The organism is Shinella zoogloeoides, from assembly GCF_033705735.1.
In the GTDB taxonomy this organism is placed as follows: domain Bacteria; phylum Pseudomonadota; class Alphaproteobacteria; order Rhizobiales; family Rhizobiaceae; genus Shinella; species Shinella zoogloeoides_A.
In genome coordinates this window covers 3220214-3240381 of sequence record NZ_CP131130.1, presented here as the reverse complement: position 1 = coordinate 3240381, position 20168 = coordinate 3220214, and the positions used below count along the sequence as shown (strand labels likewise).

Annotated in this window: 19 protein-coding genes and 2 pseudogenes; 9 read left to right on the top strand and 12 right to left on the bottom strand. The window is 63.6% G+C overall.

The window, feature by feature from the left end; all coding sequences use genetic code 11:
- Positions 1–52: 52 nt before the first annotated feature.
- Positions 53–1504, bottom strand: a complete 1452-nt coding sequence (gene gabD / locus ShzoTeo12_RS15995; protein WP_318910378.1) for an NADP-dependent succinate-semialdehyde dehydrogenase — start codon at positions 1502–1504, stop codon at positions 53–55.
- Positions 1505–1728: 224 nt separating this feature from the next.
- On the opposite strand from gabD, the gene ShzoTeo12_RS15990 reads away from it, so the two are divergent.
- Positions 1729–2322, top strand: a complete 594-nt coding sequence (locus ShzoTeo12_RS15990) for a nitroreductase family protein (protein ID WP_318910376.1) — start codon at positions 1729–1731, stop codon at positions 2320–2322.
- Between the two features lie 206 nt (positions 2323–2528).
- Here the strand turns inward: ShzoTeo12_RS15990 and gyrB are convergent, their stop codons facing one another.
- From gyrB to ShzoTeo12_RS15965, 6 genes and pseudogenes are all read right to left on the bottom strand, one after another.
- Entirely contained in the window at positions 2529–4961 is a 2433-nt protein-coding gene (gene gyrB / locus ShzoTeo12_RS15985) for a DNA topoisomerase (ATP-hydrolyzing) subunit B (protein WP_119257958.1), read from the bottom strand.
- Positions 4962–5108: 147 nt separating this feature from the next.
- A complete protein-coding gene (locus tag ShzoTeo12_RS15980; protein WP_119257957.1) occupies positions 5109–5489 on the bottom strand; it encodes a helix-turn-helix domain-containing protein in 381 nt (126 codons plus the stop codon).
- Positions 5486–5830: pseudogene (locus ShzoTeo12_RS28275) on the bottom strand (Smr/MutS family protein); the annotation flags it as partial. The pseudogene ShzoTeo12_RS28275 and the gene ShzoTeo12_RS15980, both read right to left, overlap by 4 nt.
- Before the next feature lie 119 nt (positions 5831–5949).
- A pseudogene (locus ShzoTeo12_RS28270) lies at positions 5950–6052 on the bottom strand (DNA mismatch repair protein MutS); the annotation flags it as partial.
- A complete protein-coding gene (locus tag ShzoTeo12_RS15970) occupies positions 6039–7154 on the bottom strand; it encodes a murein transglycosylase A (protein WP_318910373.1) in 1116 nt (371 codons plus the stop codon). The gene ShzoTeo12_RS15970 and the pseudogene ShzoTeo12_RS28270, both read right to left, overlap by 14 nt.
- An 11-nt stretch (positions 7155–7165) precedes the next feature.
- A complete protein-coding gene (locus ShzoTeo12_RS15965; RefSeq protein WP_318910371.1) occupies positions 7166–7867 on the bottom strand; it encodes a Tim44/TimA family putative adaptor protein in 702 nt (233 codons plus the stop codon).
- A 153-nt stretch (positions 7868–8020) separates the two neighbouring features.
- Here ShzoTeo12_RS15965 and ShzoTeo12_RS15960 point away from each other — a divergent pair, with 153 nt between their 5' ends.
- Positions 8021–8479 carry an FxsA family protein gene (locus ShzoTeo12_RS15960; protein WP_318910369.1) on the top strand — a complete coding sequence of 153 codons (459 nt, stop codon included), beginning with the start codon at positions 8021–8023 and terminating at the stop codon, positions 8477–8479.
- Between the two features lie 69 nt (positions 8480–8548).
- Entirely contained in the window at positions 8549–9025 is a 477-nt protein-coding gene (gene secB, locus ShzoTeo12_RS15955; protein ID WP_313195311.1) for a protein-export chaperone SecB, read from the top strand.
- A 78-nt stretch (positions 9026–9103) separates the two neighbouring features.
- Here the strand turns inward: secB and dnaQ are convergent, their stop codons facing one another.
- From dnaQ to ShzoTeo12_RS15930, 5 genes are read right to left on the bottom strand one after another with little or no spacing between them, the layout of a single operon-like run.
- Positions 9104–9808 (bottom strand): DNA polymerase III subunit epsilon, encoded by a 705-nt coding sequence (gene dnaQ, locus ShzoTeo12_RS15950; protein ID WP_318910367.1) that lies wholly within the window; start codon positions 9806–9808, stop codon positions 9104–9106.
- Entirely contained in the window at positions 9808–10398 is a 591-nt protein-coding gene (gene coaE / locus ShzoTeo12_RS15945) for a dephospho-CoA kinase (protein ID WP_318910366.1), read from the bottom strand. The genes dnaQ and coaE overlap by 1 nt, the downstream gene beginning before the upstream one ends.
- Positions 10398–11255: a shikimate dehydrogenase gene (locus ShzoTeo12_RS15940; protein ID WP_318910364.1), complete on the bottom strand. Its 858-nt coding sequence runs from the start codon at positions 11253–11255 to the stop codon at positions 10398–10400. The genes coaE and ShzoTeo12_RS15940 overlap by 1 nt, the downstream gene beginning before the upstream one ends.
- Complete coding sequence (locus tag ShzoTeo12_RS15935; RefSeq protein ID WP_318910363.1) at positions 11248–11844, bottom strand: Maf-like protein; 597 nt, start codon at positions 11842–11844, stop codon at positions 11248–11250. Before ShzoTeo12_RS15935 ends, ShzoTeo12_RS15940 begins: the two co-directional genes overlap by 8 nt.
- 24 nt (positions 11845–11868) lie before the next feature.
- Positions 11869–12690, bottom strand: a complete 822-nt coding sequence (locus tag ShzoTeo12_RS15930) for a pyruvate, water dikinase regulatory protein (protein WP_119257947.1) — start codon at positions 12688–12690, stop codon at positions 11869–11871.
- Positions 12691–13097: 407 nt separating this feature from the next.
- On the opposite strand from ShzoTeo12_RS15930, the gene hemE reads away from it, so the two are divergent.
- From hemE to rsmG, 6 genes are all read left to right on the top strand, one after another.
- Positions 13098–14132, top strand: a complete 1035-nt coding sequence (gene hemE / locus ShzoTeo12_RS15925; protein ID WP_318910361.1) for a uroporphyrinogen decarboxylase — start codon at positions 13098–13100, stop codon at positions 14130–14132.
- Complete coding sequence (hemJ, locus tag ShzoTeo12_RS15920) at positions 14129–14668, top strand: protoporphyrinogen oxidase HemJ (RefSeq protein ID WP_318910360.1); 540 nt, start codon at positions 14129–14131, stop codon at positions 14666–14668. The genes hemE and hemJ overlap by 4 nt, the downstream gene beginning before the upstream one ends.
- A 186-nt stretch (positions 14669–14854) precedes the next feature.
- On the top strand, positions 14855–16120 hold the full coding sequence (gene rho, locus ShzoTeo12_RS15915) for a transcription termination factor Rho (RefSeq protein WP_119257944.1): 1266 nt from the start codon (positions 14855–14857) through the stop codon (positions 16118–16120).
- Between the two features lie 126 nt (positions 16121–16246).
- Entirely contained in the window at positions 16247–17572 is a 1326-nt protein-coding gene (gene mnmE / locus ShzoTeo12_RS15910; protein ID WP_318910358.1) for a tRNA uridine-5-carboxymethylaminomethyl(34) synthesis GTPase MnmE, read from the top strand.
- Positions 17573–17639: 67 nt separating this feature from the next.
- A complete protein-coding gene (mnmG, locus tag ShzoTeo12_RS15905; RefSeq protein ID WP_318910357.1) occupies positions 17640–19529 on the top strand; it encodes a tRNA uridine-5-carboxymethylaminomethyl(34) synthesis enzyme MnmG in 1890 nt (629 codons plus the stop codon).
- Positions 19526–20161, top strand: a complete 636-nt coding sequence (gene rsmG, locus ShzoTeo12_RS15900) for a 16S rRNA (guanine(527)-N(7))-methyltransferase RsmG (protein WP_318910356.1) — start codon at positions 19526–19528, stop codon at positions 20159–20161. The genes mnmG and rsmG overlap by 4 nt, the downstream gene beginning before the upstream one ends.
- Positions 20162–20168 lie beyond the last annotated feature (7 nt).

The following is a 20168-nucleotide window of genomic DNA, read 5'->3' as shown; positions in this document are numbered from 1 at the left end:
AAAACCAAACCGGCCGGACGATGCCGGCCGGAAAACAGGATGGGGGCTATTTTCAGCCGATGCCGCCGAGGCAGACATATTTCATCTCGGTGAACTCCTCGATGCCGTATTTCGAGCCCTCGCGGCCGAGGCCGGAGAGCTTGACGCCGCCGAACGGCGCCTCCGCCGTCGAGATGAGGCCGGTATTGACGCCGACCATGCCGTATTCCAGCGCCTCGGCGACGCGGAAGACGCGCGACAGGTCCTTGGCGTAGAAATAAGAGGCGAGGCCGAATTCCGTGTCGTTGGCCTGCGCGATGACATCGTCCTCGTCCGTGAAGCGGAAGAGCGGGGCGACGGGGCCGAAGGTCTCTTCGCGCGCAACCGCCATGTCCGGCGTCACGTCGGCAAGGACGGTCGCCTCGTAGAAGGTGCCGCCGAGCGCATGGCGCTTGCCGCCCTGCACGACCCGGCCGCCTTTCTTCACGGCGTCGGCGACATGTTCCTCGACCTTTTCCAGCGCGGCATTGTCGATCAGCGGACCGAGCACCACGCCCTCGTCGAAGCCGTTGCCGGTCTTCAGCCTGCCGACGGCGGCAGCGAGCTTTTCGGAGAAGGCGTCATAGACGGCGTCCTGCACATAGAGCCGGTTAGCGCACACGCAGGTCTGGCCGTTGTTGCGGAACTTGGCGATCAGCGCGCCTTCGACCGCCGCATCGAGATCGGCGTCGTCGAAGACGATGAAAGGCGCGTTGCCGCCGAGCTCCAGGCCGAGCTTCTTGATGGTCGGCGCGCACTGCTTGTAGAGCTCGGCGCCGATTTCCGTCGAGCCGGTGAAGGTGAGCTTGCGGATGGTCGGGTTGGCGGTCATCTCGGCGCCGATCTCGCGCGCCGAGCCGGTGATGACGGAGAAGAGGCCGGCGGGAAGGCCGGCGCGCTCGGCAAGGATCGCAAGGGCGATCGCCGAGAAGGGCGTCTGCGAGGCGGGCTTCAGCACCATGGCGCAGCCGGCGGCAAAGGCGGGGCCGGCCTTGCGGGTGATCATGGCGTTGGGGAAGTTCCAGGGCGTGATCGCCGCGACGACACCGATCGGCTGCTTCATCACGAGGATGCGCTTGTCCTTCTGGTGGCCGGGCATGATGTCGCCATAGACGCGGCGGGCCTCCTCGGCGAACCATTCGACGAAGCTGGCGCCATAGACGATCTCGCCGGTGGCTTCGGCGAGCGGCTTGCCCTGCTCCATCGTCAGGATGCGGCCGAGATCGTCCTTGTTCTCGATCATCAGGTCGAACCACTTGCGCAGCACGGCCGAGCGTTCCTTGGCGGTGCGGGCGGCCCAGGCCTTCTGGGCCTCTGCCGCCGCGTCGATCGCTTCCTTCGTCTCCTTGGCGCCGAGCTTCGGCACATGGCCGACGAGCTCGCCCGTCGCCGGATTCTTCACCGCGATGCCGCTCGCATCCGCTTCGATCCAGCGCGTGCCGACAAGGGCTGCCTGGCGAAGCAGGCTCGGGTCTTTGAGGCTCATCGGATATCTCCCATTTCGCGATGCCGTCTGACGTGTCGCAACGGTTATATTGCGTCCCACCCGGTTTCGACAATGCGACGGGACGGGATTTTCACCTCCGGCCGGCCATCGGCACGTTTCCAATCCGCCGGCTTATTTCATGTGCTTGCCGTCGCAAAAACGCTGCGCAACGGGTCGGACTGCTTTAGGTTCAAGCCGCTGATTTGAACATTCGAGGCTTTGCAATGACCCATTCCACCGGCCGCACCGCGGACCATGCCATCGACCCCGTCTTCCTCGACCGCTGGTCGCCCCGCGCCTTCACCGGCGAGACCATGCCGCACGAGACGCTGCTTTCGCTGTTCGAGGCGGCGCGCTGGGCACCGTCGGCCGCCAACGGCCAGCCCTGGCGCTTCATCTACGGCCACCGCGGCAGCGCGGCCTTCGACGCGATCTACAGCACGCTGGACGAAGGCAACCGGCGCTGGGCGGACAAGGCCTCTGTGCTTGTGGTCATCGTCTCGCAGACCCACCGCAAGGGCGCCGACGGCGAGATGCGCCCGGCCTATACCCACGCCTTCGACACCGGCGCGGCCTGGGCCTATCTCGCCCTGCAGGCGACCCATGCCGGCTACCATGCCCACGGCATGGGCGGCATCGACCGCGCGAAGGCGATGGAAGTTCTCGGCATTCCCGAGGGCTTCCGCGTCGAGGCGGCTGTCGCCATCGGCAGGATCGCGCCGAAGGAGACGCTGCCGGACGACCTGATGAAACGCGAAGTGCCGAGCACGCGCAAGCCGGTGGCGGAATTCGTCTCGGAAGGTCGGTTCACGGGCTGAGTGACGGGCGTCTTCCCGCCTTTTCTGCGGCAGGGCCCACCACGCCATCCTCGGGCTTGCCCGAGGATCAAACCGCCCCGGACGTGGATGGTCGGGTCGGGCCCGGCCATGACGGCGGAGAGGGCGGTGCGAAGTGAAGGCGGAGGCGAGCGTCGGTTCAGACCGGCGTAGACAAGAAGAAAGCCGCCTTTCGGCGGCTTTCCTGATCAGATGTCGAGATTGGCGACGCTGAGGGCGTTTTCCTGGATGAAGTCGCGCCGCGGCTCTACCTCGTCGCCCATCAGGCGGGCGAAGAGGCCGTCGGCATCGGTCGCATCGTTGACCTTCACCTGCAGCAGCGAGCGGACGTTCGGATCGAGCGTCGTTTCCCAGAGCTGCTCGGCGTTCATCTCGCCGAGGCCCTTGTAGCGCTGCATGGAAAGGCCCTTGCGGCCGGCGGCGAAGATCGCGTCGAGCAGGGCGCGCGGGCCGGAAATCTCGACCTGCCCGTCCTTTCGGCGCAGCACCGGCGGCACCATGTAGGTCTCCTTCAGGCGGGCCGAGAGCTGGTCGATATGACGCGCGTCGGACGAGCCGATCAGCGCCATGTCGAGATGGGCGAATTCCTTGACGCCACGCACCATGCGCTCGAAGCGCAGGCCCCCGTCGGAGGCGACGGAGCCTTCCCAGCCGCGTTCCGTCTCCTCGGCGATGAGGTCGAGACGGCGGGCGACATCCTGAGCCTTCGCGGCATAGGCATCGCGGTCATGGCTGAGCTCGAGGTTCAGTGCACCGGCGATCGCCGCCTGTTCGACGATGGCACGGTTGTAGCGCGAATGCAGGCCGTCGAGCAGCGCGCGCAGGCGCAGCGCGTCCTGGATGAGTTCCAGGATATCCTGGCCGGCGCGCACTTCGCCGGAGGAAAGCTCCAGCGCCGCGTCGTCGAGACCGGAGCCGATCAGGTAATCCTCCAGCGCCTTTTCGTTCTTCAGGTACTGGCCGGACTTGCCGCGCGCCACCTTATAGAGCGGCGGCTGGGCGATATAGAGATGGCCGCGCTCGATCAGCTCCGGCATCTGGCGGAAGAAGAAGGTGAGCAGCAGGGTGCGGATATGGGCGCCGTCGACGTCGGCGTCCGTCATGATGATGATCTTGTGGTAGCGCAGCTTGTCGGCGTTGAACTCGTCCTTGCCGATGGAGGTGCCGAGCGCGGTGATCAGCGTGCCGATTTCCTGGCTCGACAGCATCTTGTCGAAGCGCGCGCGCTCGACGTTGAGGATCTTGCCGCGCAGCGGGAGGATGGCCTGGTTCTCGCGCGAACGGCCCTGCTTGGCGGAGCCGCCGGCCGAATCGCCCTCGACGAGGAAGAGCTCGGACTTCGCCGGATCGCGCTCGGAGCAGTCGGCGAGCTTGCCGGGCAGCGACGAGATGTCGAGCGCACCCTTGCGCCGCGTCAGCTCGCGCGCCTTGCGGGCGGCTTCGCGGGCGGCGGCGGCCTCGACCACCTTGCCGATCAGCGTCTTCGCATCGGTCGGATGCTCTTCCATCCAGATGCTCAGCGCCTCGTTGACGAGGCTTTCAACGACCGGGCGGACTTCCGAGGAAACCAGCTTGTCCTTGGTCTGCGAGGAGAATTTCGGATCCGGCACCTTCACGGAGAGAACGGCGGTCAGGCCCTCGCGGCAGTCATCGCCCGTCAGCGTGACCTTCTCCTTCTTCATGATGCCGGAGCCTTCGGCATAGGAGACGACCTGGCGGGTCAGCGCGCCGCGGAAGCCGGCCATATGCGTGCCGCCGTCGCGCTGCGGGATGTTGTTGGTGAAGCAGAGCACGTTCTCGTGGTAGCTGTCGTTCCACCACATGGCGACTTCGACGGTGATGCCGTCCTTCTCGCCCCTGATGGCAATCGGCTTGTCGACCAGCGGCTTCTTGGCGCGGTCGAGATAGATGACGAAGGCTTCGAGGCCGCCCTCGTACATCAGCTCGTCCTGTTTGACGTCCGAATGGCGGCGGTCGGTGAGGAGAATGCGCACGCCGGAATTGAGGAAGGCGAGCTCGCGCAGGCGGTGTTCCAGCGTCGAATAGTTGAACTCGATGTTCGAGAAGGTCTGGGGCGACGGCAGGAAGGTGACTTCCGTGCCCGTCTCGTCGCCGGCCTCGCCCGTTACCTTCAGCGGGCCGTCGGCAACGCCATGGGTGAAGCTCATCTCGTGGATCTTGCCGGAGCGGCGGATCTTCAGCTTCAGCGAGACGGAAAGCGCGTTCACCACGGAAACGCCCACGCCATGCAGACCGCCGGAAACCTTGTAGGAGTTCTGGTCGAATTTGCCGCCGGCATGGAGCTGGGTCATGATGACCTCGGCCGCCGAGACGCCCTCTTCCTTGTGGATGTCGGTCGGGATGCCGCGGCCGTTGTCCGTCACCGTCACCGAGCCGTCCGCGTTGAGCGTCACCGTCACGATGTCGGCATGGCCGGCCAGCGCCTCGTCGATGGCGTTGTCGACCACCTCGTAGACCATGTGATGCAGGCCCGAGCCGTCGTCGGTGTCGCCGATATACATGCCCGGGCGCTTGCGCACGGCATCGAGTCCCTTGAGGACCTTGATCGAATCTGCGCCATACTCGGCCGGGCCGTTTTCGGTCTCGGGTGTGTCAGTCATTCAAGCGTCTTTCCAGAGGTTTCGCGCCAAAGGTTTCGCGGGTCGGCGGGAGCGCGGCGAATCACCGCTTTCCAAGTCATTGAATATAGGGATTTTGACCCCAAGTTCCAAACCAGAGAGCGGCCAAACACGGCAGAAATCAGGGGATCACCCCGGTTTTACCCGTGAATTGCATGCTTTTTCGAGAATGCCGGCAAGGCGGCGCACGGTCTCGGGCGGCAGGCCGGCGATTTCGGCCGCGAGCCGGTTGGCGAAGGCCGTGTATTCCGGCGGAAGACCGGCCGTGTCGACCACCACGCGGGGGTCTGAAATCTCCGCGATACGGAAGAGTTCCTCGGCCTCGTCCCAGATGACGTTGAAGTAGCCGGCGACGCGCTGGAGGAAATCGAAGCTGGGCATGCCGCGCTTGCCGTGCTCCAGCGCCGAGAGATAGGCCGGGCTGACGCCGAGCGCCAGCGCCATCTCCTTCTGCGAGACGCCCTTGCGGTCACGCAGGTGCCGCACGGCCTTGCCGAAGGGCGTCGTCATCGCTTTTCCCCCGGCAGGCGGGCGAGGCGGACATAGAGCGCGCCCTCGCCGCCATGGTTGCGCGCGGCCGGCTCGTAGGAGGAGATCAGCGGCCGGAACTCCGGCAGCGAGAACCACAGCGGCACCGCCCGCTTCAGCGCGCCGTCGCTGCCGAGCGAGGTGCCCTTGCCGGTGATGACGAGGACATGGCGCAGCCCTCGCTCATGCGCCTTGATGAGGAAGCCGAGCAGGAAGCCGTGCGCCTCGCTCTGGATCATGCCGTGCAGGTCGATGCGCGCCTCGAGAGCGAGGCGGCCCTTGGCGATCTTGCGCTTGACGGGGCGCTCCAGCGGGTGATGGCGGGTTTCCCTGCCGCGACCGATGGTGAGCGCGATGCCTTCCGCCGGCTTTTCGGCCTTTGCCGCCTTCGGGGCGGGTTCCGGTTCCTGCTCCACCACCTTCTCGGCGAAGGCCTCTTCGAATTCCGTCAGGGCATCGAGCTTTCCCGGCAGGGCGCGCGTGCTGCGCGCCACCTTGCCCCAGAGAATGCGGTCCTCGCCGGAAAGCGCCTTATCCTTCGGCATGGAGGTAGCGCTCCGCCGCCGCCCTGGGGATGAGGATGTGGAAGGTCGCGGCATTGCGCACATGGCCGGCGAGTGCGCCCGCCGCATCGCCCGAGCCGGTGAAGATATCGCCGCGCGCCGGGCCGACGATGGCCGTTCCCGTGTCGAGCGCCAGCATCAGCCTGCGGAAAGGTTTTCCGCCGTCCATATGGGTGAGGCTGTCGCTCGTAATGAAGAAGGGCAGGCCGAAGGTGTGGATCAGCCGGTCGACCGCGAGCGAGCGGCCGGCGACCAGCGGTACCTTGGCGGCGGCGATGGGGCCGAGCGCGGCATCGTCCACCGCCGCTTCCTTGAAGAAGATGAAGGAACGATTGTGCCAGAGCACCGCGTCCACCTGGTCCTCGTGCCGCGCCAGCCAGTCGCGGATCGAGGCCATGGAGACGGTCGCGGGGTCGATCTCGCCGCGGTCGATCAGGAGCTTGCCGATGGCCGAGAACGGGTGGCCGGACTTGGCCGCATAGGTGATGCGCTTCATCGCTCCGTCGGGATAGACGAGCCGCGCGGCGCCCTGAACATGGGCGAAGAACACATCCACCTTCGAGCGTGCATAGGCGATTTCCAGCCCGCGGCCCTTCAGACAGCCGCGCTCGATCTCGCCGCGGTCTGGATGCTCGACGACGGCGCCGTCCTTCGCAAGGCCGAAGGCGTAGCCCTCGGGGAAGCCGGCGGGGCGATTGGCGTCGTCGATGTCGACCAGATCATCGGGCCGGCGGTAGAAGGGATAGCGATAGTCGGCATCCGGCTCGGCCTTCACGGCGACCTCGGGCTCGTAGAAGGCCGTGACGAAGCCGGCAGTGCCATCCGCCTTCTCGATGCGGAAGGGCACGCAATGGGCTTCGAAGAAGGCGCGCACGGCGGCAGCGCCCTCGGGCTTTTCATCCGCGGCAGCGTCCAGAAGCGCCAGAAGCTCGCCGGCGGTGATGCCAAGCGAGCCTGTCTTGTAGGGCTTTACAGTGCGGATATGATCGCGGCAGCGGCCCATGGCCGCAAGCAAGGGGGTCGGATCGTCCTCGTCCCAGCCGGGAAGCGCCGAAAACCGGGCCGGGACCAGACGGTAATCCATTGGAGCCTCGCTCAGCCTTCCGACTCGGTTGCGATCAGCTTCCAGTTCGGGTCGCGCGATCGGATGTCGCGGGCGAAGGTCCACAGGTCGTTGACCTCGGCCACCGTTTCCGCGTCGCCCTCGACCAGCGCGCCGGCCTTGTCATAGGTGGCGGAAATCAGCTGGCTGACGATGCGCAGCGTGATGTTGGCCTCGCTGTCCTTGACCTCGGCGGAGACGATGTCGGCCTTCTCGATGCCGACGAAGCTGGAGCGCACGACCTCGCCCTTGGCCTCGCGCTCGGAGATGGCGGCGTCAAAGCCCTCGAAGACCTCGCGTGACAGGAGGTTCTTCAGCGTCTTGCGGTCGCCGTCGGCAAAGGCGACGACGATCATCTCGTAGGCCATGCGGGCGCCGGCGACGAATTCCTTCGGGTTGAAGGCGGGGTCCGTCTTGACGAGGGCACGCAGCTGATCGTTGAGGGGGGTGCCCGGCGCGGCGAAGCCGTCGACGGCGGCAAAGGGATTTTCCTCCTCGTCGGCATCGCGGCGCGGCAGCGTGACGACCTTGCCGCGGTCGGGCGAATCAGTCTCGCCCACGGTCTCGCGCTTCGAATAGGGGTCGAAGGGCGGACGCTCGCTGCCGGTGCGGCGGCCAAGCACGCTGCGCAATTGCAGGAAGATGACCACCGCAGCCACGAGGAAGAAAATCGTTACAAAGTCGAATGAGCCCATTATCGATCCGCTGCCGGTTCCTATTTTTTATTCCTTTTCCATATAGTCCGCAAAGACGGATCATTCAAATGGCTATGACGTGAATGCGGCGAAGACGCGCGGATATGCAGGCCACGGTATCGGCCCGGGAGAATCTGTGCGAGATTGGACACCATGTCGCGACGTCTCATTCCCCTTGTCCTTCTTCTGCTGCCGCTGGCGGAAATCGCCTGTTTCATCCTCGTCGGGCGGCGGATCGGTCTCTTCCCTACCCTGTCGCTGGTCGTGCTCTCGGCCGTCGCCGGCATCGTGCTGATGCGGGTGCAGGGCTTCGGCGTCATCGCCCGGCTCCGGCAATCCGGCCAGGAAGGCCGCGCGCCCGGCAAGGAGGTGCTCGATGCGGCGATGATCATGATCGCCGGGATCCTGCTCTTCATTCCAGGCTTCCTCACCGACATTCTCGGCCTTGCGCTCTTCCTGCCGCCGGTGCGCAATTTTCTCTGGAACCGGCTGATCCGCAATGTCGTTGTGGTCGATATCGGCGGAACGGGCCCAAGCCCACGCCCCGAGACGGGACCGCGCCGCACGATCGACCTCGACGAAGGCGACTTCCATCGCGACGAACCGCGCTGAGCCCAGGGTTGTAAGCCTTTTGCCGAAATGCTAGATGGCCTGACTTTCCAGAGTCCCGAGGATACTCCCATGACCGACGCAGTCACCGACAACAACGCCGCGAGCCCCTCGCTCAACATTCTGGCGCAGTATGTGAAGGACTTCTCCTTCGAGAACCCGGGTGCTCCGCGTTCGCTGCAGGCCCGTGACAAGGCGCCGGCGATCAATATCAGCGTCAACGTCAATGCCAACCCGCTCGCCGAATCGGACTTCGACGTCATCCTTTCGCTGAACGCGGAAGCCAAGGACGGCGACAAGGTGCTGTTCAATGCCGAACTCGCCTATGGCGGCGTCTTCCGCATCACGGGCTTCCCGCAGGAGCACATGTTGCCGGTTCTCTTCATCGAGTGCCCGCGCCTGCTCTTCCCCTTCGCCCGCCAGATCATCGCCGACGCCACCCGCAACGGCGGCTTCCCGCCGCTGATGATCGATCCGATCGATTTCGCGCAGATGTTCGCCCAGCGCATGGCCGAAGAACAGGTCAAGGCGAAGGTCCAGGCCAACTAAGGCCGCCATTCCCTCTGAACGAAACGCCCGGCTGCGATGCGGCCGGGCGTTTTTGTTTCTGAAGATCGTGAGCCGGATTCAGGCGCCGTATTTCGCCCAGATCGCCTTGGCGCCCATCGTCTCCACCATGGCCGCATGGGCCGCGCGCTCTTCTTCCGAAATGCGCGGCGGAAGGGGACGCGGGCGCACGCCGAGCGGAAGGACGACCTCGTCTTCCGCATCGACCAGCGTCTGGCGGCCCATCTCAGCCGAGCCGAGGCCGAGCGCCGCCTGCCGGCCGCCGATCATCTCGATATAGACTTCGGCCAGCAGCTCGGAGTCGAGAAGCGCGCCGTGCTTGGTGCGGTGCGAATTGTCGATGCCGTAGCGCCGGCACAGCGCATCGAGCGAGTTCGGACCCATCGGATGCTTGCGGCGGGCGAGCGCCAGCGTATCGGTCACCCGGTCGGAGGAAACGGGCGGCAGGCCGATCCGGTCGAACTCGGCATTGATGAAGCCCATGTCGAAATTGGCATTGTGCGCCACCCAGCGGGCATCGCCGAAGAATTCAACGATCTCCTGCGCGACCTCGGCAAAGGGGCGCTTGTCCTGCAGGAATTCATCGGTGATGCCGTGGACGGCAAGCGCGTCCGGATGGACCTTGCGGTCGCCGGGATTGATGAAGATGTGCAGCGTGCGGCCGGTCGGGAAATGGTTCTCCAGCTCCACGCCGCCGATTTCGATGACACGGTCGAGCTTATTGTCGAGGCCGGTCGTTTCCGTATCGAAGATGATCTCGCGCATCAGTCCCGCCGTTTCGTCAGTTTTGCGATTATCTCTTCCACCTGTTCGCGCGCCGCATCAAGCCCCCGGCCCGTATCGATGATGAAATCGGCCCGCCGCCGCTTTTCCGCATCCGGCATCTGGCGCGAGAGGATGAGCTGGAATTTCTCCTCCGTCATGCCCGGCCGCGCAAGGACGCGCTCCCGCTGAACCTGCGGATCGCAGGTGACGACGACGACCTTGTCCACCCGCTTTTCACCGCCCGTTTCATAGAGAAGCGGGATATCGAGCAGAACGAGCGGCGCGCCATTCCGGCGCTCGGCATCGAGAAAGGCCGTTTCCCGTGCCCGGACAAGCGGATGGATGACCGCCTCCAGTTCGCCGAACCGTTCCGGGGATCGTGCGAGAACGGCGGAAAGCGCCTTGCGGTCGATGATGCCGTTCTCCAGTGCTTCCGGGAAGAGCGCGGCCACCGGCGCCACCGCCTCGGCGCGGTAGAGATCGTGCACCGTCGCATCGGCATCGTGCACCGGCACGCCGAAATCGCGGAACATCGCGGCCGTCGTCGACTTGCCGGTTCCGATCGATCCGGTGAGGCCGAGAACGATCATCAATGTGTCTCCATGTCCGCGAGGATGAGGTTACGTAGCGCGGCATCGACCGTGGGCCGGACGCCGAACCATTTCTCGAAACCGGGCACTGCCTGATGCAGGAGCATGCCGAGACCGTCGACCGTGGCAAAGCCCTGCGCGGACGCCTGGCGAAGGATCGGCGCCACCAACGGCACATAGACTATGTCCGTGACCACCGCATCGCTTGCGAGCGGCGAGAAATCGAAGTCCGGCGCCGCCTCGCCGTCCATGCCGAGCGAGGTGGTGTTGACGAAGAGGCCGGCTTCCTTCGTGACTTCGGCAAGGGCTTCCATGCCATGGGCATGCACCTTCGGCCCGAAGCGGTCGGCCAGTTCCTGCGCGCGGGCGACGGTGCGGTTCACCACATGGATCTCGCCGACGCCGCGATCGCGCACGGCCTGGATGATCGCGCGGCTCGCCCCCCCTGCCCCGAGGATCACGGCCCGGTCCGTCCGGTTCCAGCCGGGCGCCGCCGCGTCGAGATTGGCGAGGAAGCCGTAGCCGTCGGTATTGGTGGCGCAAAGCCGGCCGCCTTCCAGCCAGAGGGTGTTCGACGCGCCGAGCTCCTCGCTGAGGGCATCCGGCCGGTCGGCCAGCCTGTAGGCCGTTTCCTTGTGGGGGATGGTGACATTGCCGCCGACGAAGCCGGATTCACCGCTCTTCAGGCGAGAAATGAAGCCGGCGAAATCTTCAGGGGAAACCTCCTGCCGCGTATAGGATCCCGCAAGCCCCAGCTTTTCCAGCCAGTGGCCATGGATCAGCGGCGAACGCGAATGCTTGACCGGATAGCCGGTGACGAAGGCATGGCGGGCGGATGTTTCACGTGAATCATGCATCGATGGCACCGAGATCGCGAAGTTTAGCCAGCAGCGGAAGAAGCGGCAGGCCGAGAATGGTGAAATAGTCGCCGTCGATCCGCTCGAAGAGCTGCACGCCCTCCCCCTCCAGCTGGTAGGCGCCGACGCTGGCGAGAACGCGTGTGCCGACGCGGGCAAGATGCCGGTCGATGAACCCTTCCGAAAGCGGCCGCATCGTCAGCCGCGCGATGGAGACGTGGGTCCACAGAGTTTCGCCGTCGCGCACCAGCGCGATGCCGCAGTTCAGGGCATGGGTGCGGCCCGACATCGCCATGAGGTGGGATTTCGCTTCCGCCATGTCGGCCGGCTTGTGAAACACCCGGCCCTCAAGCGAGAGGGTCTGGTCCGAACCGATGACGAGTGCGCCCGGATTGCGGCCTGCCACATCCTTCGCCTTCTCGATCGCCAACGCCTCGGCAACGTCCGGCGGGGTGGGATTGCGCGCGGCGAGCGCCGCTTCGGCCGCGCGCTCGTCGATCTCCGCCGCGCGCGCTTCGAAGGCAAGGCCGGCATTTTCCATCAGCATGCGGCGGAAGGGGCTTTGCGAGGCAAGGATCAGCGGCGTCATGAAAATCTCCTGTTGCCTTCCGGGTTAACGAAGCTTGGGGCGAAGAGCAACGATGGCGGCGGCCGTTTCCTCGATGGAGCGGCGGGTGACATCGATCACCGGCCAGTTGTTACGCGCGCAGATGGCGCGGGCATATTTCAGCTCCTCGGAAATCTGTGCCCTGTCGATATAGTCGTCGCCGCGAAACTCCTGTGTCTGACCCAATATCCGGTTCTGCCGGACCTGGGCGATGCGGTCGGTCGTGGCGATGAGGCCGACGATCAGCGGTTTCGTCGCCGCCGACAGCCGTTCCGGCAGCGGCACGCCGAGCACGATGGGCACATTGGCGGTCTTGATGCCGCGATTGGCGAGATAGATGCTGGTCGGCGTCTTCGAGGTGCGGCTGATGCCGATAAGGATGACATCCGCCTCGTCGAGATCGGCCGGCAACTGGCCGTCGTCATGATCCATCGTGAAATTCAGCGCCTCGATGCGCGCGAAATATTCCGCGTTCATCACATGCTGCGCCCCGACCCGCCGGCGCGAGGGGGCGCCGAGATAGGACTGGAAGATCTCGATCACCGGCTCCAGCACGGAAACGCATGGCACCCCCATTTCGCGGCAGCGCTGGTCGATGATCTCCGACAGTTCCCGGTCGACGACCGTATAGAGCACGATGCCCGGCGCCCCGTCGATGGCATCGAGCACCGGCATCAGCTGCTTGCGATTGCGCACCAAGGGATAGACGTGCTCCAGCGCCTGGGAAGACTGGAACTGTGCCGCGGCGGCCCGCCCGGCAGCAATGAGAGTCTCGCCCGTCGAGTCCGAAATGAGGTGCAGATGAAAGTAGTTTTTGGTGCTTTCCACAATATCCTCCGGCCCCTGTTGATGACCCGGGACAAGCGTGAGCTAAAAACGGGAGGGCCACGGAGGCAAGAGGATAAGTGCCGGTTTTTCCACAATCGGCAAACAGCGGGAAACGGATTACCCGATGCTGTGGACAAGACTCATGGCCACGTCATAGTGTCGCGCTTGTCCACAAGCTGTCCACAGGAAGGGACTTTCAGGCGCCTCGCGAATCTCTTTGATTCAAAAGCGCGAATCCGGATTTGCCGGATTTGCGCCGCAAAAGTCTTCGCGAACTTTGTCTTTTCCAACCGTTCCGCGTCGGGACGGGGATTTTGTGGACAGGATTTAATCCTTGATAGTCACCGACTCTAAGAAATAGAAACCTTTTCAAAAGAGATTATTTCATGATTGGGAGAACCCCAGCGGTGTCTGCGAAAAGCCGGAAGATCGTCGAAGTCCTGAACGGGAAGACGGTTTCCCCCCCTCCCCTCTGGCTGATGCGTCAGGCAGGTCGTTACCTGCCGGAATACCGGGCAACGCGCGCGGAGGCGGGAAGTTTCCTCGATCTCTGTTATTCGCCGGAGCTGGCGACGGAAGTCACGCTCCAGCCGATCCGCCGCTATGCCTTCGACGCGGCAATCCTGTTTTCCGACATCCTCGTCATCCCCGATGCCCTGAAGCGCAATGTCCGCTTCGAGGAAGGCCATGGGCCGCGCATGGACCCGATCGACGCCGATGCCATCTTCGCTCTGAAGGAGGATGGCGTTCAGGATCACCTCAGACCCGTCCTGGAAGCGGTTGGCCGCATCCGGCAGGCCCTCCCCGGGGAAACGGCCCTGCTCGGCTTCTGTGGAGCGCCCTGGACGGTTGCGACCTACATGATCGCCGGCCATGGCACGCCCGACCAGGCGCCAGCCCGGCTTTTCGCCTACCGGGAGCCGGAGGCCTTCGCCCGTCTCCTTGACCTCCTGGCCGATCTTTCGGCCGATTATCTCGTGGCGCAGATCGATGCGGGCGCGGATGCGGTGCAGATCTTCGATTCCTGGGCGGGCGTGCTCGGCGAGAAGGAATTTGCCGACTATGCCGTCCGTCCGATGCGGCGCATCGTCGACGCGGTGAGGTCGCGCAGGCCCCAGGCGAAGATCATCGCCTTCGCCAAGGGGGCCGGCCTTCAGCTCAAGACCTACCGGCAGGAGACGCGGGCGGATGCGATCGGCCTCGACTGGTCGGTGCCGCTGTCCTTCGCGGCCGAACTGCAGAAGGACGGGCCGGTGCAGGGCAATCTCGATCCGATGCGCGTGGTCGCCGGCGGCTCTGCGCTCGACGAAGGGGTCGACGCCATCCTGCAGGCGCTCGGCAATGGCCCGCTGATCTTCAATCTCGGCCACGGCATCACGCCGCAGGCCGATCCCGAAAACGTCACGCGGCTCGTGGCACGCGTGCGCGGGGAAGCGCAATGAGCGAGCGGCAGACCAGCGAGAGCGCCGGACGCCGCGCCCGTTTGCGGGCCGCGGTGGCACTCGCCGTCTTTGCGCTGGTGGCGCTCCTCCTCATCCTCCATCCGCCGGAAGATCTCTATCTCTGGATCAAGGCGCTGCACATCGTCGCCGTGATGTCCTGGATGGCGGGGCTGCTTTATCTGCCGCGGCTCTTCGTCTATCACACCGATGCGCCGGTGGGTTCCGCCCAGTCGGAGACCTTCAAGGTGATGGAAGGAAGGCTCTACCGGACGATCATGCAGCCGGCCATGGGCCTTTCCTGGCTGCTCGGCCTCTACCTTGCCTGGTCAGTCTACGGTTTCCAGGGCGGCTGGCTGCATGCCAAGCTCGCCTTCGTCGTCCTTCTCACCGGCGTGCACGAGTATTACGGCCGCGCGGTGAAGGCTTTCGCGGAGGACCGCAACGTGAAAACCGGGCGGCAATGGCGCATCTGGAACGAGGCGCCGGCCCTCCTGATGGTCCTCATCGTCATCATGGTCGTGGTCAAGCCGTTCTGATTGGCCGCGACAAATCGGACGAAATTGAATCGCCCCCTTGCGGGCCGGCACCGGAACCGCTATTTTCCGCGCATCTCATCTTTCGTGGCATGTGTATTCGTTCAGTGAGCTGCACCAGACCCCGCGCAGTTCGTCCCTGACCCGCACGCCTTTTCCCATCCCGATGACCTGCAGCATGGACCATTCATGGCCGAAATGAAGCTACAAGACCTCAAGAACAAGACTCCGACCGACCTCCTCGCCTTTGCCGAATCACTCGAGGTCGAGAACGCGAGCACGATGCGCAAGCAGGAGCTCATGTTTGCCATCCTCAAGATGCTGGCCTCGCAGGACGTCGAGATCATCGGCGAAGGCGTCGTGGAAGTGCTGCAGGACGGCTTCGGCTTCCTGCGCTCGGCGAACGCCAACTACCTGCCCGGCCCGGACGATATCTACATCTCGCCCTCGCAGATCCGCCGCTTCTCGCTGAAGACCGGCGATACCGTCGAAGGCCCGATCCGCGGCCCCAAGGAAGGCGAGCGCTACTTCGCCCTCCTCAAGGTCAACACGATCAATTTCGACGATCCGGAAAAGATCCGCCACAAGGTCCATTTCGACAACCTGACGCCGCTCTATCCCAACGAGCGCTTCAAGATGGAACTCGAAATCCCGACCTCGAAGGACCTTTCGCCCCGCGTCATCGACCTGGTGGCGCCGCTCGGCAAGGGCCAGCGCGCCCTGATCGTTGCACCGCCGCGCACGGGTAAGACGGTTCTCCTGCAGAACATCGCCCATTCGATCACCGCGAACCATCCGGAATGTTATCTCATCGTCCTGCTGATCGACGAGCGTCCGGAAGAAGTGACGGACATGCAGCGGTCGGTGAAGGGCGAAGTGGTTTCCTCGACCTTCGACGAGCCGGCGACGCGCCACGTCCAGGTCGCCGAAATGGTCATCGAGAAGGCCAAGCGCCTCGTCGAGCATGGCCGCGACGTGGTCATCCTGCTCGATTCCATCACCCGCCTCGGCCGCGCCTACAACACGGTCGTTCCGTCTTCGGGCAAGGTCCTGACCGGCGGTGTCGACGCCAACGCGCTGCAGCGCCCGAAGCGCTTCTTCGGCGCCGCCCGCAACATCGAGGAAGGCGGATCGCTGACGATCATCGCGACCGCGCTCATCGATACCGGCAGCCGCATGGACGAAGTGATCTTCGAAGAGTTCAAGGGCACCGGCAACTCGGAAATCGTGCTCGACCGCAAGGTCGCCGACAAGCGCATCTTCCCGGCGATGGACATCCTCAAGTCCGGCACGCGCAAGGAGGATCTCCTCGTGCCGCGCCAGGACCTGCAGAAGATCTTCGTCCTGCGCCGTATCCTCGCCCCGATGGGAACAACCGATGCGATCGAGTTCCTGATCGACAAGCTGAAGCAGACCAAGAACAACGGCGATTTCTTCGACTCGATGAACACCTGACCGAGGTTCGCCTTGGTGAAGACAGCCATGGTCCCGTCGCAAGACGGGGCCATTTTCGTTTGAAGACCCAGAATCGATTCTTGTCCGTAACGAACCTCTTCGATTCGCATCCGGAATGTTTTTACCATGCGCGTTGCAGATACGATCTTTGCGCTTTCCAGCGGCGGATTGCCCTCCGGCGTCGCGATCATCCGTATAAGTGGCCCGGAAACCCGCAACGCTGTCACGAATCTGTGCGGTCGCGTTCCATCCCCTCGCCGCGCCTCCCTGCTTTCGATTCGGAATCGCAACGGTGAGAAACTGGATGACGGAATCATTCTCTTTTTTCCCGGTCCGAATTCCTTCACCGGTGAAGACTGCGCCGAGCTGCAGATTCATGGCGGCCGTGCCACTGTGAAAGCCGTGCTGACTTCTCTGGGCGAACTTCAGGGATTGCGCGGCGCGGAGGCGGGCGAGTTTTCCAGACGAGCCTTCGAGAATGGACGAATGGATCTGGTCGAGGTGGAGGGATTGGCCGACCTGATCGCCGCCGAGACCGAGATGCAACGCCGCCTCGCCGCCGAACACGCATCCGGCGGTCTCTCCCGACTTTACGATTCGTGGGCGAAACGGTTGACGCATGCGCGGGCGATGATCGAAGCGGAGCTCGATTTTGCCGATGAGGAGGATGTGCCGGGCTCCGTCGCATCGTCGATCTGGGCGGATATGCGGATTCTGGAGAAAGAGATTATTAACCATCTTGGCTCTGCTCGCGCCGGCGAAATCGTGCGCGACGGCCTCAAGGTGGTCATTGCCGGTCCGCCGAATGCCGGCAAATCGAGCCTGCTGAACCATCTGGCCAAGCGCGACATCGCTATCGTTACGGACATTCCCGGTACGACCCGTGACATTCTGCATGTCGACCTCGATCTTTCCGGCTTTGCCGTTCGGCTTTATGATACGGCCGGCCTGCGCGAGACCGAGGATATCGTCGAGCGGGAAGGAATCCGACGGACACGTCTTTCCATGGAAGAGGCGCATCTCGTCCTCCTGCTTTCGGATATGCCGACGAGCGATTGGGCGAGCTGGCTTGGTACCTATCGCGGCCCGGTCATTCGCGTTCACACGAAGGCGGACAAGACAACAGCGACTTGGCCCGATGGCGCTGTGGATGCTACGATCTCTGTTCAGACCGGCGTGGGCATGTCAGAATTGCTGGATGCGATCAGCCGATATCTCCCCGATCTCGAAGCGGGATCTTCCTTGGCGCTTCCGACCCGCCGGCGACATCTGGAGAATTTGCAGGCGGCTTCCGCCGAGATTGCATCGGCGCTTTCGATGACGGATACAGGTCTGGATATTCAAGCCGAGCACTTGCGATTGGCGGGCCAGGCGCTGGGAAGGGTGACAGGCCGAGTTGATGTCGAGGATTTGCTTGACGTGATCTTCTCGGAATTCTGCATAGGCAAATGATTCACGTGAAACAATGCAACGTGTGCGAGTCGCGTGGTTTGTTTCACGTGAAACAGGTAGGTGGTATATGAAAGAGACCAGCAATTATGACGTCGTCGTTGTCGGCGGCGGTCATGCCGGCGTCGAGGCTGCTTCCGCCTCGGCTCGTCTGGGAGCAAGAACCGCCTTGGTGACGCACAAGGCGTCGACCATTGGGGTCATGTCCTGCAATCCCGCAATCGGCGGCTTGGGTAAAGGTCATCTGGTTCGCGAAGTCGATGCGCTGGACGGGCTCATGGGCCGCGTTGCCGATCGCGCCGGTATCCAGTTTCGCCTCTTGAACCGGCGAAAAGGTCCGGCTGTGCGCGGGCCGCGAACGCAGGCCGACCGAAAGCTCTATCGCGAGGCGATGCAGGCCGAGATCGCAGCTATCTCCAATCTCGATGTCATCGAGGGCGATGCCTTCGATCTCGATTTGGTGAATGGCCAGGTGTCGGCTGTGATCATGAAGGATGGGCGCCGCCTGATGTGCCGCTCGGTCGTTATTACGACCGGTACGTTCCTCAGGGGCCTCATTCATATCGGAAACGAAAAGATTCCGGCAGGTCGTGTCGGCGAAGATCCCTCCTTGGGTCTTTCGGCCACCTTCGAACGACTGGGCCTAGCGCTCGGGCGCCTGAAAACCGGCACGCCAGCTCGTCTGGATGGCCGCACGATTGATTGGAATTCTATCGGGCGACAGGCAGCGGATGAGGATCCTGTTCCCTTTTCCTTCATGACGGATCGCATCACGACGCCGCAGATCGACTGCGGGGTAACACGGACGACGCCGGCAACGCACCGGATCATAGAAGAGAATATCGGCAAATCCGCCATGTATTCCGGCCAGATCGAAGGTGTCGGCCCCCGCTATTGCCCGTCGATCGAGGACAAGATCGTCAAGTTCGGCGAGCGTGACGGGCACCAGATCTTTCTGGAGCCAGAAGGGTTGGATGACGATACGGTCTATCCCAACGGCATTTCGACCTCGCTTCCCGCGGATGTGCAGGATGCTTTCATCCGGACCATTCCCGGCCTGGAGCGCGTGGCCATTCTTCAGCCGGGATATGCGATCGAATACGACCATGTCGACCCTCGCGAATTGTCGGCGACCCTGGAAGTGAAGCGGCAGCCGGGCCTTTTCCTGGCGGGCCAGATCAACGGTACGACGGGCTACGAGGAGGCCGCAGCGCAAGGTCTCGTTGCCGGCCTCAATGCGGCGCGCCGCGCTGCTGGTGCCGAGGGCCACATCTTCAGCCGAACCGACAGCTATATCGGCGTGATGATCGATGACCTCACGTCGCGGGGCGTGACCGAGCCTTACCGGATGTTCACATCGCGCGCGGAATATCGTCTTTCCCTCAGGGCGGACAATGCGGATGTTCGTCTTACACCCCTTGGCATCGATCTCGGTCTTGTACGGGCCGCACGTGAGGAAAGGTTCGCTACGTGGTCGGCCGAGATGGATGCGGCGCGGGATCGTCTCCGTAACCTCCGACTTTCGCCCAACGAAGCTGCTTCTCATGGCATCCGCATCAATCAGGATGGCGTGCGCCGCAGCGCCTATGATCTGCTGGCTTATCCCGATATAGACTATGCGCGCCTTGCGGCTGTTTGGTCCGAGGAACTGAATGTTTTTTCTGCGCGTGTTCGGGACGCTATCGAGATCGAGGCCGGCTATGCCGTCTATATGAACCGGCAGGAGACGGATATTGCCGAGGCACGGCGCGAGGAAGAGCGACGGATTCCTGATCAATTCGATTTCAGCGCCTTGCCCGGACTTTCCATAGAGCTGCGGCAGAAGCTGACCGCGGCACGTCCGGCGAATCTGGCACAGGCGGCGCGGGTCGACGGCATGACACCGGCAGCTTTGACGCTGTTGCTTGCCTATCTCAAGCGTCTTCCCGCCGAAGCAATGGACCGGACTGCAAACGCATGAATACCCTGCCTCGCGAATTGAGTGGCCTGAATGTTTCACGTGAAACTGTGGACAGGCTGCACAGCTTTGTTGCGCTTTTCAAGAAATGGGCAAAGGCCATCAATCTGGTGGCCCCGTCTACCCTGTCCGAGGCGTGGAACCGGCATATCATCGACAGCGTACAAATCTACGCCCTCTCTCCCGGGCCGCGCCAGTGGGTCGATCTCGGCAGCGGTGGCGGCTTTCCGGGCATCGTCACGGGCATTCTGCTGGCGGGCGAAGGTGATGGATGGGTTTATCTCGTGGAGAGCAACAACAAGAAGGCTGCTTTTCTGAGGACCGCCATTCTGGAAACCGGCGCGCGCGCATCCGTCCACGCGATTCGAATCGAGGAAGCACCGGCGGCGATCGAACGCTGCGATGCCATCTCCGCCCGTGCCCTGGCGGATCTCGATCTGCTGATGGAATTCGGTTTTCCCTGGGCGGAGCGCAATCCGGATCTGCGGTTCTTCCTGCACAAAGGGCGGGATTACCAGCGGGAGATCGATAAAGCGCTTGGTCGGTGGAGATTCGATCTGGTAAAACACGCCAGTATCGTCGAGCCGGATTCGGTCGTGCTCGAACTTTCGAAGCTTTCGCGCAAACCTCAGTGATTGGCGG